The organism is Neptunomonas japonica DSM 18939 (assembly GCF_000422765.1).
In the GTDB taxonomy this organism is placed as follows: Bacteria; Pseudomonadota; Gammaproteobacteria; order Pseudomonadales; family Balneatricaceae; genus Neptunomonas; species Neptunomonas japonica.
In genome coordinates, this window is sequence record NZ_AUGR01000002.1 from 318,195 (window position 1) to 336,032 (window position 17,838).

The window sequence follows — 17,838 nt, forward strand, 5'->3', positions numbered from 1 at the left end:
ATGCCTTTGTCACCTAAACTCGTGGCGGCTCTGTTGATGTTGTGGCTTGTTGTGTCTGTGGTCTACATCACACCCGCAAACGCTGCCCAAATCCCTCACGAGTCTAGTCGCTACCGCAACGAGCTAACCCGCCAAGCACGGTTGATATGGGGTTTAGATGCCCCTATCGCGGTGATGGCGGCACAAGTTCACCAAGAGAGCGCCTGGAACAAGAGCGCCGTGAGTGCTGTAGGGGCAAAAGGACTTGCCCAATTTATGCCAGGCACAGCACGCTGGATTCCTGCCATTGATAGCCACTTAAAAAACCCTCAACCAACTAATCCTACCTGGGCGCTGCGAGCGCTCGCTCGTTATGATTTTTGGCTCTATTCCCGCCTTAAAGCCGACACCCACTGCGACCGCTGGGCGTTCACATTGAGTGCGTATAACGGTGGTTTAGGCTGGGTGCTACGTGACAAAAAAGCCGCTAACGCTGCCGGTGATAGCCGCTGGTTATGGTGGGCCAATGTTGAGAAACATAACGCGGGCCGCTCTATTGCTAACTTCAATGAGAACCGAGGTTACTCACGTCGTATTTTATTGTTATTAATGCCCCGCTACCAAAAGGCCGGATGGGGCCAAGACGTATTTTGTAGAGGTGTAATGTGACCCTTAAAAACCAATTATTCAGCATCCTTTTTATCGCGTTTCTCTGCTCTATCGGCGGCTATTTGTATGGCTACAGCACTGCTAATGAGGCCCACGAGGCCCAGCAATCTAAAGCCATTGCCGCCGTAGAGCAGACCTTACGTAAGCATTACCAGCAACAGCTCACCACGGCCAACGAGAGTGTTGCTCAGTTACGCCAACAAAAAGCCGCGTTGGCCAAAACAGCCACCGAACTAGAACGGAGAATCGCCCATGTATCGCGCCCTGATTGCGTTATCAATAATGGTTTTGTCGGGTTGTACAACCGCGCCATCGGTGCAGATTTGCCCACCGACTCAATTGCCCCCGGAGCTGATCGAACGCCCAGCGCCACCCAAACCGCTGATTCATCAAAGTATGACACCACCGTTAGCGATGTTAACCAGCAAGACATTCTGCGCCATGTCATTGAGTACGGTGAGCGGTGCCAGGCTGTTGAAACCCAGCTTATCCAGCTGATCGAATTTGAAGAGAAAATGAATGAATCACGAAGAGCGCCTTGAAGTCGCCAGTGCAACGATGCAAGCCGATATAGACAAGCAAGCCAATGCTATTAGTCAAACCTTTACGGGTGAATCGGCCACCCATTGTGTTGATTGTGGAGAGCCGATACCGGAAGCGCGGCGAGCAGCACTACAAGGTGTGGAGTTGTGCGTGAGCTGTAAACAACGGAGCGAGTGGCATGGATAAGTACGATTACAACGCGCTGAAATTTTATTTAGATATGGCGCAATGGGTAGCGACGCTATTACTGGGTGTATTTATGTGGGTCGACAAACGTCGGCGCGATAACACCAGTGGTATCGATAAGCTTAATAGCAACCACGTATCACTAGAGCGCCGTGTTGTAACGGTTGAAGAACATTTACGCCATGCACCCACTCATGAAGATATAGCCGCACTGCGTGAACAAAATGCAGCACTGCAAAGCAAGCTAGATAGGGTGACGAATACTCTGGATCGTATACACGACTATTTAATGAATAAGGGGTGATCATGCCGTTTAAGCAAAAGGAAACCGAAGATCAGCGGTTGGTTGTTCTGCGTAGTCTGATCGACTTTGGTTATTCCGCTAATGAATCCATCATTCAAGATTTCCTTGAAATGTTTGGCCACACGGTAAGCCGTGACAAAGTGCGTTCTCATTTCGCCTGGCTGGATGAGCAAGGTCTTATTACATATGAAGATGTGCTCGGTTGTTATGTCGCCAAATTGACCGCACGTGGTCAAGATGTTGCGGAAGGGCGTGTACTGGTGCCAGGTATTAAGAAGCCTCGTGCGGGAGCCTGAGATGGCCGAAAAAAGAACGCGTGGTCGTCGCTCTAAAATCGACGTGTTACCAACAGATATCAAAGCCGCGCTTAATTCTATGTTGCGCGATGGGCAGCTAGATCAGCAAGAAATCCTAACCATTGTTAATGACTATATAGAAGAAGCAGGGTTAGAGGATGCGGCTAAGTTATCGCGCTCTGGGCTCAATCGTTATGCCAGCAAAATGGAAGGTATGGGCGCTCGTATTAGACAATTGCGCGAAGTGTCCGAAGTGTGGGTGGCTAAACTGGGCACAGCACCAACGTCTGACGTAGGCAAAATGCTGCAGGAGATAGTCCGTACGTTGGCGACCGAGACAGGCCTTGCAATGAGTGAATCCGATAAGCCCATCGAGCCAAAAGTACTGGGGCAGTTGGCACTTGTCGCACAGCGTGTAGAACAAGCCGCTATGGCCAGCCATAAACGTGAAACCGAGATTCGCACCGCCTTTGCTGAAGAAGCTGCGAATGCAATGGAAGAAGTGGCCAAGAGCCAAGGCTTAACCCGTGACGGAGTTAAGGCGATCAAGCAACAGATACTGGGGATTGTGTAATGACGATCCTCGACCAGCCCCTTGGCTCGATAGCCGATCAGAACCTTAAAGATCTTCAACAGTTTGATGCAGCTGAAGTCTTACTGGGTTACCAGAAACGCTGGATCGCGGATGAGTCACCGCTCAAGATTGCCGAGAAGTCACGCCGTACCGGTTTAACCTGGGCCGAAGCGGCTGATGCTACCTTGTGCGCTGCTACCGCTAAAAGCGAAGGTGGCTGTAACCACTTTTATGTCGGCTCTAACAAAGAGATGGCCCGCGAATTTATCGAAGCCGCCGCCATGTGGGCCAAGGCATTTGATAAAGCAGCTGGTGAGATCCGCGAAGAGATCTTTATTGATGCCGGTAAAGACGGCAAAGAGATCCTCACCTTCGTGGTTAACTTTGCGTCTGGTTTTAAAGTACAAGCGCTTAGCTCCAACCCTGCTAACTTACGAGGTATGCAAGGGAACGTCACTATAGATGAAGCCGCCTTTCATGATCGTCTCGCCGAGGTACTCAAAGCCGCATTAGCCCTCACCATGTGGGGCAGTAAAGTACGGCTTATCTCCACCCACAACGGTGTGGACAACTTATTTAATACCCTGATTCAAGATAGCCGTGCGGGGCGTAAGCGTTACTCGGTGCATACCATCACGTTAGATGATGCCTGTAACGAAGGGCTCTATCAGCGCATATGCCAAATAACCCGCAAAGTGTGGAGCCAAGAAGCCGAGGATCAATGGAAGGCTGATCTACTACGCGATACGGCTACAGAAGAAGACGCACTAGAAGAGTACTACTGCACGCCTAAGCAGGGCGGTGGTGCCTATATCAGTCGTGGCTTGATTGAACGCGCTATGCATCCAGAAAACCTGGTCATTGCTTTTGAGTCCCCCAAAGACTTTGAGAAGTGGCCAGTGATCCAACGTGAAGCTGAAATAAACGAGTGGCTAGAGGAACACGTAGCGCCGTTTTTGGCACTGCTAAACCCCGATAATAACCATGTGTTCGGGGAGGATTTTGCGCGCAAAGGCGATCTATCCATCTTTGCCGTGGGTGCCATTCAGCCGGATACCCGCATTCGTGCGCCGTTTCATTTAGAGCTGCGCAATGTGCCCTACAGCCAGCAAGAACAGATCATGTTCTACGTGATCAATAACTTACCACGCTTTACCGGTGCTGCCTTTGATGCCACGGGTAACGGTGGATCACTGGCCGAGAAGGCCGCTGATAAATACGGCACTGAAATGATCGAGCAAGTGATGCTTAACCAGCCGTGGTACCGCGAGTGGATGCCTAAGCTCAAAGCCAAGTTTGAAGACAACGACATCGAGATTCCAAAGTCATTAGATGTGGTCAGTGACCTGCGCAAAATCGTGGTGAACCGTGGCATACCGCAAATCGAAAAAGGCTCAGGTACCGGTGAGGATGGCAAGCAGCGCCACGGCGATAGTGCGGTGGCTTACGCGATGATCGTGAGGGCATCGTATATGGAAGGCGCGCCCATTGAATTCACTCCCTTGCCCGATCGGCACGGTGGCAGTGGTGATCCAGACGATGACGACTATCAAGACAATAACGATTACAAAGGCGGTGCCTGGTAATGAGCAACCGATTAATAGACATCAATGGCAACCCGTTGGCATGGCCGAGCGAGAATGAGCTACAGACCGATGAATCTAAACTTAGTCATCTACAAAAGCATTTTGCCGAACACCCCAGCAGTGGTTTAACACCGTCACGTTTGGGCAGCATCATGCGCGAAGCCGAGCAAGGCAACATCATTGCACAGTCTGATTTAGGCGAAGATCTAGAAGAGAAAGACGCCCATATATTCAGTGAGCTGCAAAAGCGCAAACTAACCCTGTTAACGATTACCGGTAGCGTTGAGCCGTGCCGTAATGCCTCCGAGTCAGAAAAGAAAGATGCCGCCTTAGTGCAAGAGCTCTTGGATGAGATCCCCGACTTTGAAGATGTGGTCACCGATATGGCCGATGCAATCTTAAAAGGCTTTTCAAATATCGAGCTGGAATGGGCGCAGTGGGGCAGTAGCTGGTTAATTAATGCCGCTCACTACCGCCCACAAAACTGGTTTCAATTACACCCCGATAATCGCAACGAAATACGCCTGCGTGATAATAGCCACGAAGGTGCAGAACTGCAGCCCTTTGGCTGGGTTAAGCATATCCACCGCTCTAAATCGGGCTACCCAGGGCGCAATGGATTAACCCGTGTACTGGCGTGGCCATTCCTGTTTAAGAATTACAGCGTGCGTGATCTGGCCGAGTTTTTAGAGATCTACGGTTTACCGCTGCGCCTGGGTAAATACCCCGCCGGTGCCAGCGATAAAGAGAAAAGCACCTTGCTGCAGGCGGTGATGAGCATAGGTCATAATGCTGGCGGCATTATCCCCAAAGGTATGGAGATCGAATTTCAAGAAGCCGCTAAAGGTGCCAGCTCTCCTTACGAAGCCATGATGAATTGGTGCGAACGCTCTCAATCAAAAGCCATATTGGGCGGTACACTCACCAGCCAAGCGGATGGTAAAAGCAGCACTAACGCATTGGGCAATGTACATAACGAAGTACGCCAAGAGCTACGCGATAGTGATTTACGCCAACTGGCCAGCACAATCACACGCGATATTGTTTACCCGCTATGGATGCTTAATGGCCGTGCTGCCGGTGATCCACGTCGCCACCCTAAGTATGTATTTGATACTAGTGAGCCGGAAGATATCGCCACCTACAGCGAACGTTTGCCAGGCTTGGTATCGCTGGGTATGCGTATTCCACAAGCCTGGGCGCATGAAAAACTGATGATTCCAGAAGCTGAGAAAGACGAACCGATTTTAGGTATGCCTCAACAACCAGCACCGGAAGATGACAAAAAAGCCGCTAAAGCTACTGATAAACAAGAAACACCCGACGCTAAACTGGCCGCCCTCAAAGCGCAAGAAACCGCTGATGTGGTGGAGGCTTACGTTAGCCAGCTACAGTCTACCGCCAACAAAGCCACCACAGAGATGATCGACCAGATCAAAACCTTAGTGGATAACGCCGCCTCATTAGAGGAGATACGCGAGGGCTTGCTGGCATTAGACATGCCGGTTGATCAATTAGCCGATGCCATGAGCCAAGCACTGTCAGCCGCCAGCTTAGCGGGCCGTTATGAGCTGCTGCAGGATGCACAATAATGCCAGGCGTTGCAGAGTACGGAAGCCGCCCGTTTAAAGAAGCCATCGACTACTTTAATCAAAAACTACCCTTGCCCAACACCGGCTGGCAAGACGTCTACGGCCAACAGCACGACCATGCCTTTATGGTGGCCGGTGCGAATAAAACATCCATCATCGAGGGCTTTGCTAATGCACTACAAGGGGCGATTGAGGGTGGCGAGACACTGCAAGACTTTCGCAAGCGGTTCGATTCCATCGTTCAAAAACAAGGCTGGGATTACAACGGGAGTCGTAACTGGCGTAGTCGTCTCATTTACGAGACGAACATCAGGCAGGCATACAATGCAGGGCGAGAAGCACAGATGGCCGATCCGGCATTCCAGAAGCAGTTTCCCTATAAGGAGTACCGTCATAGTGGCGCAGAGCACTACCGGCCTCAACATAAAAGCTGGGACAGGTTACTCTTATTAGCGAATGATCCATGGTGGCAAGTACACAGCCCGTCCAATGGCTATGGCTGTAAATGCAAAGCATTCCCCAGATCCGAGCGCTGGATGCAACGCAACGGTAAAACACTGCCGGACCAAGCACCCGCTGATGCGTTTAAAGAGTTCCTAGATAAGCGCACCGGCGAACTTAAGCAAATCCCGCTGGGTATTGATCCAGGCTTTGAGCATCGCCCTGGTGCAAGTTGGTTGCGCCACGCCACGCTCAAACCGACAGAGCTGCCGACGGTTAAGCCTATACCCATTGGGCCAGCCGCTAAGCCACCGCTACCTGCGCCCACTGCTGTGCCAGAATCTGTATTGATGGCGGATGGCCTCGCTGATGAGATCTACGTTAAAGCCTTTCTGGATGAGTTCGGTGCTACGGGTGCGATGGTGTTTAAAGACGTTCAAGGCGAAGCGATAGCCATTAATGATTATCTGTTTCGTGATGCCAGCGGGCAGTACAAGGTTAGTAAAGATAAAATACGTCACCGCTATATTCGATTATTGGCTAGGGCGTTAATTGCACCAGATGAAGTTTGGGCGTTGCTAGAACCAGATCAAGTACGCCCAGGTAAATATAAGCTCAAACGTCGCTATATTGCTCGCTGGGTTGTTGAAGAGTCAGGGCAGGCGGTGCATGGCTTTAGTGCGTTTGAATACGGTGGCGGGGCGTGGACGGGTAGTACGGCATTTACGCCATACAGTACCAGGAAAGGTAAGCGAGTACCGCAACGAGACAGTTATCTGCAAAAACAGCGTGCAGGCGTATTGTTGTATCGCAAAGAAGAAAACAAAAACGAGAATAAATAAAAGAGGTAGGTAGATCGCCCCGTCGTTCTACCTCACTACTGGTTCTTAGGGCGCACCTCGGAGTGCTATAGGCCAGTAAGCGTACCCACAGTATAGGACATGACATGGCCGGAACTCAAACCAACATCAGCATTGATTACGACAGCCAAGCTGTTACCACCGTACTAGATCGGCTCATTGCTAACGTGAGCGATACACAACCGGCCATGATTGAAATAGCCGAATACCTGCACGAACGCACCCGCGATCACTTCGACAACCAGCAAGATCCAGACGGCACCCCATGGGCACCACTGGCCCCATCCACACTAAAAGCCAAGCAGCGCAAAGGCGTACCGGTGGATAAAATACTCCACGGCCAGCACCTGCACCTGCGTGATACCATCTTCCCGTTTTGGAGCAATAACGAAGCAGGTGTTAGCACCGGCCCAGGCACAGAAGCCTATGCGGCTACTCAGCAGTTTGGTGCTGACGAAAGGAGTATAGAAGCACGACCCTTTTTAGGGGTAAACGCAGAGGATGAGACAGAGGTAATCGAGATCATGAATCAGTTTTTGACTGGCGGTTTATGAGATATTTGTGATTATTGGGAGAGAGTCAGTTTCAGTTTTAGCATAAGTAGTCTTTAATAATATTAAAAGAGTAGGCTTTTATATTTTAGTTTTTAAAAGGAAGAATTTATGCTGTATACATGGAATATCGAATTCAAGCGAGTGGACAATATCTACAACATACAGGTTGAGCGTTCAGAAAAGCCACATGACAACCTTGTTGCCAGTATCATAATAAATCATTTGCGCAATAACGAATCAGAAACGTTGCTGTCTTCATCTGTACGTGGAGCATCATTTTCTGATCAACTAATTGAGTATAAGGTGGAGTCAGTAGAAACAACTAAAGTTTCTTTATAAGCTTTAGACTAGCTGCTTGTAAGCTGTTTTAAGGCGCTTTGTTGATATAGAAGGCTGTTGATACGTATTTAGTCTGAAAAGGATTTCTAACGCGGGTCTAACGGGGTTTGTTGGTGTTTTGTTAGGGTTTGTGGACGTCGATTTACCATAAGTTTTTAGATTTAAGGCTGTAACCCACTGAACCCCTTCCTCTAATCCCTTGCCGCTAGATTCCTTAATCTGGCGGCATGAAGACATCAAGCCCTTACCCTCTTGCAGTATTAAGTACCACACCCGAACCGGTGGCGGTGCTTTCGCTCGACCTAAACTCAGATGATAACGGCTGGCAGCAGCTTTTACCCGCGGGCAAGTTTCGTGCTGTCGATGGTCGCCCGTTTGATGTGCCAGGTAATCACTGGTTTATCGATGCGGAGGTGGCTAACCAGCTGATCATGCTGGCTAATGAACGTCTGAATGATCTCGTCATTGACTACGAACACCAAACTCTAAAAGCTGAAGAGAACGGTCTGCCAGCACCCGCTGCTGGTTGGTTTAAAACAATGGAATGGCGCGAAGGTTCCGGTTTATGGATTAAACCTCAGTGGACGCCTCGCGCTACCGACTTCATTAAAAACGGCGAGTACAAATACCTGTCCGCTGTTTTCCCTTACGACGCTACCACCGGATGCCCATTGCGGCTGCATTCGGCTGCGCTGGTAAACCGCCCTGGCATTGATGGCATGCAAGCCGTTGAAGCGTTGGCGGCGCTTTCTCTTTCTAACCCCACTCTTGACCCTAATAAAACGGAGCATTCTATGGATGAGCTATTAAAAGCAATGCTGGCACAGCTTGGCATTGTTGTTGAAGACGGCAAAGCACCCGATAACGCTGCTGTATTGGCTGCACTCAGTGAGCTGCAAACCAAAGCAGGCTCAGCTGAGACGCTAGCCACCGAAGTGGTCGCCCTTAAAGCGGGCAACACGCTTCCGATTGTAGATCCAGCCAAGTATGTACCGGTTGAAGCTGTACATCAGTTACATGCTCAGATTGCGGTGCTATCGGCTGAAGGGGCTTCCACGCAGCTGGATCAGGTTATCGATAAAGCCAAACAAGAAGGCCGACTCGTTCCAGCGATGGAAGCCTGGGCGCGTGATCTGGGTAAGCAAGATCTGGCAGCCCTGCAATCCTTCCTGGATAAGTCACAACCCATTGCAGCATTAGCGGCCATGCAGACTAATGGCAAAAAGCCGGATGCAGATAACACCGACCCACTGGCCACCCTCAGCGCAGATGAAAAATCCATGTGCTTAGCCATGGGTATCCCTGAAGAAGACTTCCTCAAAACCAAGAAAGGTGATGCGTAATGTCAGCTCTCACTACTAACCGTAACACCCTGCGCCGTGCCCAAGGCTCACACGTTGATCCCGTAGCCGCCGGTGCAGTGATTCATTCCGGTGCCTTGATTGTGCTTAACGCAACGAGCTTTGCTCAACCGGCCACGGCAGCCGTTGGCTTACGTATTCGCGGTGTGGCTGAACATGCCTGCAACAACGTGGCGGGGGCTGATGGGGCTGGCTCTATTGTCACCAAAGTGGGTGCGCACTTCTTGGCTAATGCCGGTGATATCGACCGTTCACACATTGGTTCCACTGCCTATATCTCAGATGACCAAACCGTGACAGCCGTCAGTACCGGTAGCTCTGCTGTCGGGCGTATTGAAGATGTGGAATCTGGCGGCGTGTGGGTCTTTATCAGCTAATTGATAACGCTCGATAGCGCCCCCTTTACTTAATTTTTTGGAGAGACACATGGATATCAATGCCACTAATCTGAGCATCCTAAATACCGCTGTTAAAACAGCCTTTAACAATGCGTTTGCCGGTGCGCAATCACAATACCAGCGTGTAGCAACGGTGATCCCATCAACCGGTGCAGCCAACACCTATGCATGGTTGGGGAACTCCAGTCAGATCAAAGAGTGGTTGGGCGAACGTGCGATTAACCGCTTAAAAGATCACGATTTCACCATCAAAAACCGCAAGTTTGAAAAGACCGAAGCGATTCCACGTGATGTGATCGAAGATGATCAGTTTGGTGTCTATACCCCGCTGTTTGCACAGATGGGCCAAGATGCCGCCGAGTTCCCAGATCTGATGATCTTCGCGCTACTAAAAGACGGATTCTCTACGCCGTGCTACGACAAGCAGAACTTCTTTGATACCGATCACCCTGTGGGTAACGGTGCCGATGTGGCGTCCGTTTCCAACATGCAAGCCGGTGCAGGTGATGGTTGGTACCTGCTCTGCACTAAACGGGCGATTAAGCCACTGATCTGGCAAACCCGCCGCCCCTTTAATCTGGTGATGAAAAAAGACGCTAACACCTCAGATCACGTCTTCATGACAGATGAGTACTTATGGGGTACGGATGCTCGTTGTAACACCGGCTTTGGCTTATGGCAGTTAGCGTTTGGTTCTAAAGCAGACCTGAACGAAGAGAACTTTAATGCCGCACGCATAGCGATGACCAAGCAAAAGAACGATGCCGGTTCACCTCTGGGTGTTATTCCCGACCTGATGGTAGTTGGCCCAGACAATATGTCGAAGGCTGAAACCCTACTTGAAGCCCTGAACAAAGCCGGTGGTGAAAGCAATACCAGCTACAAGAAAGTTGAGCTGCTTGTTTGCCCGTGGTTGGCATAAGCCCCGCACCCTTTATGTAGGTGGGGCTTAGCCCTGCCTCCTGTTACTCAGGAGAGATAATGAAATGCCTAAGAATACTCATGCTACTCATATCCGTATTACCGCCGCCGTTGAAGGTTTCCGCCGTGCAGGCATCGCCCATTCAACTGAGCCCACTATCTATGCCGTGGATGATTTCAGTGAAGAACAGCTGGAGCAACTTCACAAAGAACCGCGCCTGGTCGTTGAGTTTGTCGAAGCCCCTGAAGCAGATCAGGCAGACAACGAGGAAGGGGCCGTGGGGCCGGACGGTGTGGGTGCAGCGCTAAAAGATATGACCGTGCCGCAGCTCAAAGAGATTGCCGCTGCCGGTGAAATTGTTGGTTTTGCCAGCATGAACAAAGCCGCGTTGATTCAAGCGATTGAAGACGCTCGCGCCGCTCAAATCGCACAGGCAGAGGCGTAACCATGTACGCCGTTAAAGCCGATATGACCACGCGCTTTGGTGAGGAGGAGTTGATCCTCCTTACCGACCACGATGCCGACGCGGGTGTGATTAATGATGCCGTGTTGGATCAAGCCTTGGCTGATGCCAGTGCCGAGATCGATGGTTATTTAGGCGGGCGTTATACCTTGCCCTTACCAACGATACCGGCAGTACTTACACGCATTAGCTGTGATATTGCCCGTTATCTGCTGCATGACGAACACGCCCCGGAGCGCATTGAAAAACGCTACGACGGTGCAGTGAGTTTCTTAACTAAATTGGGTAACGGCTCAATTAGTTTAGGTATGCCCGACGAAGGTGCCGCCAGCCCTAGCAATAACACAGCACAAATCAGCAGTGCTGGCAGTGTGTTTGGTCGCCAGAACAGCCAGGACTTTATCTGATGCTTGATCTGCAGGAGGACTATTTAGCCGCTGAAGGCCACTTAGTCGAAAAGCTCGGATCAATCGAGGGTATCCGCAAAGTGTACTGCTCCTGTGATCTAGCAGAAATGAAAGAAGAAGCTCAAAACACGCCCGCACTACATGTGATCTACAACGGCGACACTGTGACAAATAATGCGCAAGGAGGCGTGTTATCTCATCCGAAACAAACATGGGTGATTGTGCTCGCTGTCAACCTGCGCAAAAAAGGCGAAGCCGGTGTGCTGCTAGCTAAAGTGCTTAAGCATATGGCTGGAGCGCATGGGCCGTTAGGCAGTTTTAAGCGAGTAAACGCCAGCCGTCCCAGCTTTACCCGAGGCTTTGGTTATTACCCTATGGCCTATGAAATTACTTTCCGCGTTAAACGTTAATTTAATAATCAACAGGAGAACGCCATGAGCGGACTACTCTTAGCAGGCGATGTATACATCGACCGGTACGACGATAACGGCTTATCAACCGGTTTGGTTGGCCCACTTAACGCGACCCAGCTGCAGATCAATACCCCGTCTGAATCAAAAGACCGACCCTCCAAACGTAAAGGCAGCTATGGGCAAGCGCTGGATAGCGTCACGCTGGCGCAGGCTACTGAAGTGACGATCGTCTTTGATGATCAACCCACAGAAATGTTGGCGATGGCCATGATGGGTGACTTTGAAGAACAAAACCAAAGTGCCGGTACTGCTACCGAAACACTGATCACATTACCAAAGAGTAACCGCTGGGCAGCTCTGGTACACCGCAACCTTACCAATGCGGGTGTAGTTGCACTGCTAGCCGCCGATGACAGCCCCATTGCTGATACCGGTTATGAAATCAATTACGCCGATGGCCTGATCCGCACTGTGCCAGGCGGCGCACTGGATACCGGCACGCCCACACCCATTAAGCTGACGTATACCTTTATGGCGGTGAATAAAACCGTTATCAAGGGTGGCATTAAACCCACGATTAAGGCGCGCATCCTGCTCAAAGGTGTGAACCTGGCTAACTCCAAAGGGGTTGAGTGCGACATTCTGGAAGCGTCGCTGGCCCCCACGCAAGCGGTGGACCTGCTCGCTTCTGAGTACGTCAGCACCACGCTAGCCGGTAAAGTCATTTTACGTGATGGCGAAACCGCCGCGTTTTATCTAACGCAGGATAAATAAGCATCATGGCTCTGCGCGAAACCGCACTTAGCATTCTAATCAGAGCTCGTGACCTAGCCAGCGCGCCGTTGGCTAGGTTTCGGCGCGAGGTTGAAAGCACCGATAACAGTAGTCATCAAGCGACAGCCTCAGTTGATGAGCTTGGTGACGCGCTCAGTAATAGTGCTCAGGAGGCGAGTCTATTTTCACAAGGGCTTTCTTTTGTTAGCGCTCGTCTGGGTGGTTTGCTGGCCGGTGCAGCGGCATTAGTGGGCTTTGGCGGTGCATTACAAAGCAGCCGTGAGTTTGAGGCGCAGCTCTCTAAAGTCAACGCGGTTGCTGGTGCATCTACTGAGGAATTTTCTCAACTTAAAGCCGCCGCCGAAGAAGCGGGCAGCACAACACGTTATACCGCAACACAAGCAGCCGAAGGGCTGGAGATTTTAGCCAGGGCCGGTGTGGGCGTTAACGATTCTATTTCATTACTACCTACCTTGCTAAACGTTGCCACCGCCGAGCAACTTGGCTTGGCAGAAGCTGCCAGCTTAGTGACTGATACCCTCTCAATCATGGGGCTGGCCATTGATAAAGGGGCAAGCTCTGCCGATATCCTGGCAAAAGGTGCATCGCTTTCTAACACCACCATGCAGCAGCTCGGCCAAGCGATCAGTTACACGGGCCAGTATGCTAAAGAATCTGACTTTGATCTGGCGAAATTAGTTGCCACATTAGATGTGCTGGCTTCTAACGGTTTACGTGGTGAGCGTGCCGGTACCGGTTTACGCTCTATTTTGGCGCAGTTATCTGATCCCGCGACGAAAGCGGCTAAGGCTGTTTCTGGTTTGGGTATCGATGTAAAAGACTTTGATGCCGTGATCGAGGGCTTAAAAAGCCCAGCAGCAGAAGCGCAAGCCGCCATCAATGCGTTTGGTATTGAAGCAGGTCCAACCCTGCGCGCATTGATCGCAGAAGGCACAGAAGGAATTGATACGTTTAAGGCCGCTTTGCAAGGCTCAGAAGGTGCCGTCAAGCAGATGGCCGACACGGTTAGTAATAACCTTGATGGTGCCATGGTGGGTTTTGATAGCCGACTAGACTCAATAAAACGTAAGTTAACAGACCCATTATTAAAGCCGTTAGCGCGTGATTTAAAAGACTTTACCCAGAGTCTAAGCGAGCTTTCTCCTGCGTTTGCCACCTTTGGTAATGGCGTTACCTTTATCTATGATCGAGTATCAGGGGTCGTTAAGTTCTTTGGTAACTCCTTTGCGCTAGCGTTGGAAAGTGCCGCTGCTGTCGGTGCCACTATTCCTATCGTATTGGCTGAGATAGAGCTGGCTGTGGATAAGCTGCTCAATAAAGCAGGCTTGGTCGAAGATGCCACCGTCAAGCGTTTAGAGATTCAAGTAGGCGCGTTAAAAGCAGCACGTAATGCGTTAGTAAAAGAAGCGGTAGAAGATGCGAACGATGCTGAAAATGCCATTAAGCAACTATTTGGTGCGTTAGATCAGGCCGGTGATAAAAGCACAACCGTTACCAGCAAAGCAGCCGAAGGCATCAAAGGTATTGGTGATGCCGCTGATGAGGCGAGCCCTAAAGTAAATAGTTTTTCTGATGCGGCTAAGGCGGCGAAAGCTGCTTTTAATCAGATGACTCAGTCTGATGTTAAAAAGTACATTAAGACACTGGCAAGCGGTATCGAAGACCTGGATGAAAAGTTCAAAAAGGGTACGCTCACGGTTGAGCAATACACGTTGTCAAAAGAACATCTATCCAAAGAGCTGGCTAAATCTAAAAAGCTGATCAACGAAGAAACTGAGGCCGCTAATAAGAATAACCAGGCGATAGAGAAACGCACCACTGCTGTTGAAGACAACACCGACGCCACCGATAAAAACACCGAGTCAGTGCGCGCCAATCGTGGTGCCGCGCTAACCCTTGCAGGCCAAACCGGTGCAGCCTGGGATGCGGCCAGTGAACAGATGGGCGCAGCCTATGACCGGTTAACCGATGGCATGGCGAATGCCGTGAGTAAGTTTGGTAGCCTCCCACGTGCGGCGTTCTCCTATGTTAAGGATTTTGCGAACGCTTATTGGGATGCTGAAAAAGCCGCTGTGCGTTTGCAAAAGTCGTATGATCAACAACAAGCCTCACTGGAGCAACATCTCACTAGCCTGACCGAAGCCGATACCGTCACTGAGGCCATGGTGGCCAATGCCGAACGCGCTGTTAATTCCTATGATTTATTGGGTGAACAGCAGCTCAGCCCGCTACGCAATGCGATTTCAGCGATTAAGTCAGATATGGATAGCCTAACCGGTTCGTTAGAAAGCACGGTATCGGGCCTGCAAGATGAGCTGGATCGCCTCAATGGTGATGCTGTTGCCATTGAAGACCGCGCATACAAAAAGAAACGTGACGCCCTGGAAGAACAAGCCGACCTAGCGGCTAAACAAAACAATAGCGATGCCAGCAGTGAAGCCCGTGAGGCGTTACGCCTGTTAGAAAAGACCTATCAGATCAAACGCAGCCAGGCACAAGAACAACAAGCACAGAGCCAGCAAGCACCTAGCGGGCAAGGACTGCCCAGCAAAACAGTACGCGTTGAGTTTCAAAACGCTACCGGCGGCAGCTATAGCGGTGACTTTGATAATGACGGTGCGGCGCAACTTTTGGCACAACTTGAAGGCGCGAGGTTTGTATCCTCATGAACACCTTAGATGCGATTACCTTACCTGATGACCTGGTCTGGCCTGACGAGTTGGAATGGTCGCCAGTAGAGCAAACCATCGACTACGCCACAGGCGGCTCGCTCATCATTCAAACCGGCGTAAAGCTGGCTGGACGGCCCATTAATTTGAGCGGTTTTATCACACGCAGCGTGCTGCTCAATCTGCGCACGCTGGCCGTTACACCGGCAGAACATACGCTCACCTTTAACGGCCAGGTCTACACCGTGCGCTTTCGTTATGCCGACGGCGCTATAGCTGCTCGCGAGCTGGTTGGCTATGCCGATCCAGACGCCAGCGACTACTACGAAACGACTTTACGCTTTATTGAGGTTTAACCGATGATCACCCGCGACGAGATCCGTTTATACAAAGCCCAGGACAACACCGACAATGATAACGGCGGCGGATCGATGACCGGTGTTGAAGTTGTCGATGGTGAGATTAACAACCTCTTTCCTGATATATCACGCATCGATACCGTCAATGGCGATGTCTCTATGCGAAAGATGTTTTCTGCCGTTATCACTGAAAATACCGATATCTACTACGGGGCACATTCGATAGTACGTAAGAATCCAGATGATGCCCGCGTCTCTGTTGTCCTGGCACACACCGATGATCCACACGATACGCGCATCCAGGCACAGCAGCGTGTTGAGTCCTATATGTCACTCTCGTATGAAGCCATTTTTTACCTGTACGGCAACCACATCCAAGGTATGAAGGCGCTCACATTTTTATCACGCCCGGAGAATGATTCGCCAGAGATTGGCGAGGTGTACGTGCTAACCAATGGCACCCACACGCAATACGTGCGCGTGCAGGCTGTTGATGATACTGAAGTGTTACTAAGTTTTTCTAGCGGCGGAAACTTCACAGATTACAAACGAAAGCTATCAATCGTCACCATTACACAAGCGTTAGAACATGACTTTGAAGGCTCTGCGTTTAGCCCTGCTGGCAATCTCTCCGATGTGCATACGTACCATACAGCAATCGCGAACGCGACCAAGTTCTATGGCACAAAGACCCTTGCTGAAGATTTCACGACGAGCCAAACGGGCTTGGTAGTCGATTCAATTCATCAACAACTGGTGCCATCAACGCTACAGCAAACACCCATGGTGAATAAGCCAGGCACGCCAGACCTTAACGTATTGATCACTGCAACAGACCTCAATACGGTGTCTAATGCATTACCGCACTATGCCAATAGAATACCCGTGCCTACTCAAAGCGTTTACTTTTCCGCAGGCAATAACTACGAAGATACGTTAAAAACAGGCATGCCCATCGAACCAGGTTCGCTGTCTTCAATATGGGGAAGTTCGGATGATGGCTCCGGTGTTTTGACGGGTACATCTTATGGATTTACGGCGCGTGTAGATTATTTGGCGGGGATTATTTACTGCAAAACTACCACCACTGTCGGTACATCATTATCGCTCTCTTTTAAACCAGCAGCGCTGATCACAGTGCCCGCTAAGTTCACCTCTTTCATCGACATTACCACGCTAAATAATAGCTTAGTGTTTGTTAAAAACATCTCACCGCCCCCTTCACCCGCCTCTCTACGTATTGATTATCGTAGCGGTGGTAAATGGTATCGCATTGATTCCTCTGGACTACGAACACTCGGCAACGACTCAAGCATTGGAATTGGTGCGATTGCCTATAACGGCGATGGAACAGCGACCGTTTCCGTTACATTAGGTGCTGAGCCTGACGTAGGATCAAAGGTTATTTATACCTGGGCGTCGGCATGGGGATATAAAAACCTGACAGGGATATACGAGGCTATTAGCCGCTTTGAAATACAGCTGCCTGCTGCTTCAGAGAACATAAACCGTATCTCTGTTTCGTTCGTCTACAGCAATAGTTACACCTTTGTTTGGAACGGTAGTCGCTTTATAAAAACAGCGGGCGGCACAGCAGAGCTGGATGCCACGTTTGATCCAGACACTAATAAAATATTGATTAACAAGTTTGTGCGTAACGGCATTGATATTGTCCCTGCGACTATCATTTACGACTATGATGTTGATTCTGGTGCAGGGTCAGAATTCACCCCGCAAACCACGACAAACGTACCTGATGGCTCTGGCGTAGTAACCGTCACGCTAGGTGCTTCGGTGACCGGTGGTGATTTTTATATCAGCTACCCGTTGGTGATGGACTACTTCGGCGAGAGCACCACCTTTACGGTGATGGTTAACCAGGCGGGACAGATATTCTCACTGTCATTAAGCGGCGGGGAGCATGTCAGTTTACTGTCTGTCTTCAATACACAAACGCCAACCCTCACCAATTTCACCGTCAATGCAGGCGCAGGCACCGTGGTGTTTCATCCTTCCGATGGCTTGTCTGGCCTTATTAAAACCTACAGCGTCACCACCCCTGTTTACACAGCCCCCGAATCCGTATCGCGCGACGGGAACAATAAACTCAATATTATGAGCGCTTAAT

General features: G+C 50.4%; 21 protein-coding genes. All 21 read left to right on the forward strand.

The genetic code is table 11. From position 1 onward, the window contains the following. A complete protein-coding gene (locus G511_RS0103600; RefSeq protein WP_036551089.1) occupies positions 1–648 on the forward strand; it encodes a transglycosylase SLT domain-containing protein in 648 nt (215 codons plus the stop codon). Between the two features lie 62 nt (positions 649–710). After that, positions 711–1,190: a hypothetical protein gene (locus tag G511_RS23730; protein WP_156905138.1), complete on the forward strand. Its 480-nt coding sequence runs from the start codon at positions 711–713 to the stop codon at positions 1,188–1,190. Then, the gene (locus G511_RS0103610; protein ID WP_028468418.1) at positions 1,168–1,377 is read left to right on the forward strand and encodes a TraR/DksA C4-type zinc finger protein; all 210 of its coding nucleotides are present in this window, start codon (positions 1,168–1,170) and stop codon (positions 1,375–1,377) included. Before G511_RS23730 ends, G511_RS0103610 begins: the two co-directional genes overlap by 23 nt. Then, positions 1,370–1,681 carry a hypothetical protein gene (locus G511_RS0103615; protein WP_028468419.1) on the forward strand — a complete coding sequence of 104 codons (312 nt, stop codon included), beginning with the start codon at positions 1,370–1,372 and terminating at the stop codon, positions 1,679–1,681. Before G511_RS0103610 ends, G511_RS0103615 begins: the two co-directional genes overlap by 8 nt. A gap of 2 nt (positions 1,682–1,683) precedes the next feature. Next, the gene (locus G511_RS0103620; RefSeq protein WP_028468420.1) at positions 1,684–1,977 is read left to right on the forward strand and encodes a VpaChn25_0724 family phage protein; all 294 of its coding nucleotides are present in this window, start codon (positions 1,684–1,686) and stop codon (positions 1,975–1,977) included. Position 1,978: 1 nt separating this feature from the next. Next, entirely contained in the window at positions 1,979–2,551 is a 573-nt protein-coding gene (locus G511_RS0103625) for a DUF3486 family protein (protein ID WP_028468421.1), read from the forward strand. Next, positions 2,551–4,137 carry a terminase large subunit domain-containing protein gene (locus G511_RS0103630; RefSeq protein ID WP_028468422.1) on the forward strand — a complete coding sequence of 529 codons (1,587 nt, stop codon included), beginning with the start codon at positions 2,551–2,553 and terminating at the stop codon, positions 4,135–4,137. The genes G511_RS0103625 and G511_RS0103630 overlap by 1 nt, the downstream gene beginning before the upstream one ends. After that, complete coding sequence (locus G511_RS0103635) at positions 4,137–5,729, forward strand: DUF935 domain-containing protein (protein WP_028468423.1); 1,593 nt, start codon at positions 4,137–4,139, stop codon at positions 5,727–5,729. Before G511_RS0103630 ends, G511_RS0103635 begins: the two co-directional genes overlap by 1 nt. After that, positions 5,729–7,012 (forward strand): PBECR2 nuclease fold domain-containing protein, encoded by a 1,284-nt coding sequence (locus G511_RS0103640; protein ID WP_028468424.1) that lies wholly within the window; start codon positions 5,729–5,731, stop codon positions 7,010–7,012. The genes G511_RS0103635 and G511_RS0103640 overlap by 1 nt, the downstream gene beginning before the upstream one ends. Positions 7,013–7,116: 104 nt before the next feature. Continuing rightward, positions 7,117–7,584, forward strand: a complete 468-nt coding sequence (locus G511_RS0103645; protein ID WP_028468425.1) for a phage virion morphogenesis protein — start codon at positions 7,117–7,119, stop codon at positions 7,582–7,584. 108 nt (positions 7,585–7,692) lie between these two features. Continuing rightward, positions 7,693–7,923 (forward strand): hypothetical protein, encoded by a 231-nt coding sequence (locus tag G511_RS0103650; RefSeq protein ID WP_028468426.1) that lies wholly within the window; start codon positions 7,693–7,695, stop codon positions 7,921–7,923. Between the two features lie 227 nt (positions 7,924–8,150). Next, a complete protein-coding gene (locus G511_RS0103655; RefSeq protein ID WP_036551095.1) occupies positions 8,151–9,266 on the forward strand; it encodes a phage protease in 1,116 nt (371 codons plus the stop codon). Beyond that, the gene (locus tag G511_RS0103660) at positions 9,266–9,661 is read left to right on the forward strand and encodes a hypothetical protein (protein WP_028468428.1); all 396 of its coding nucleotides are present in this window, start codon (positions 9,266–9,268) and stop codon (positions 9,659–9,661) included. Before G511_RS0103655 ends, G511_RS0103660 begins: the two co-directional genes overlap by 1 nt. A gap of 49 nt (positions 9,662–9,710) precedes the next feature. Further along, complete coding sequence (locus G511_RS0103665) at positions 9,711–10,604, forward strand: Mu-like prophage major head subunit gpT family protein (protein ID WP_028468429.1); 894 nt, start codon at positions 9,711–9,713, stop codon at positions 10,602–10,604. Positions 10,605–10,668: 64 nt separating this feature from the next. Then, a complete protein-coding gene (locus G511_RS21695) occupies positions 10,669–11,049 on the forward strand; it encodes an HI1506-related protein (RefSeq protein ID WP_036551098.1) in 381 nt (126 codons plus the stop codon). A 2-nt stretch (positions 11,050–11,051) separates the two neighbouring features. Further along, entirely contained in the window at positions 11,052–11,474 is a 423-nt protein-coding gene (locus tag G511_RS0103675) for a gp436 family protein (protein ID WP_028468430.1), read from the forward strand. Beyond that, entirely contained in the window at positions 11,474–11,884 is a 411-nt protein-coding gene (locus tag G511_RS0103680; RefSeq protein WP_028468431.1) for a phage tail terminator protein, read from the forward strand. Before G511_RS0103675 ends, G511_RS0103680 begins: the two co-directional genes overlap by 1 nt. Before the next feature lie 24 nt (positions 11,885–11,908). Then, positions 11,909–12,661, forward strand: a complete 753-nt coding sequence (locus tag G511_RS0103685) for a phage tail tube protein (RefSeq protein ID WP_028468432.1) — start codon at positions 11,909–11,911, stop codon at positions 12,659–12,661. 5 nt (positions 12,662–12,666) lie between these two features. After that, on the forward strand, positions 12,667–15,351 hold the full coding sequence (locus tag G511_RS0103690; protein ID WP_028468433.1) for a phage tail tape measure protein: 2,685 nt from the start codon (positions 12,667–12,669) through the stop codon (positions 15,349–15,351). Further along, entirely contained in the window at positions 15,348–15,707 is a 360-nt protein-coding gene (locus tag G511_RS0103695) for a hypothetical protein (protein ID WP_028468434.1), read from the forward strand. Before G511_RS0103690 ends, G511_RS0103695 begins: the two co-directional genes overlap by 4 nt. Before the next feature lie 3 nt (positions 15,708–15,710). Further along, positions 15,711–17,837, forward strand: a complete 2,127-nt coding sequence (locus G511_RS0103700; RefSeq protein ID WP_156905139.1) for a hypothetical protein — start codon at positions 15,711–15,713, stop codon at positions 17,835–17,837. Position 17,838: the final 1 nt, after the last annotated feature.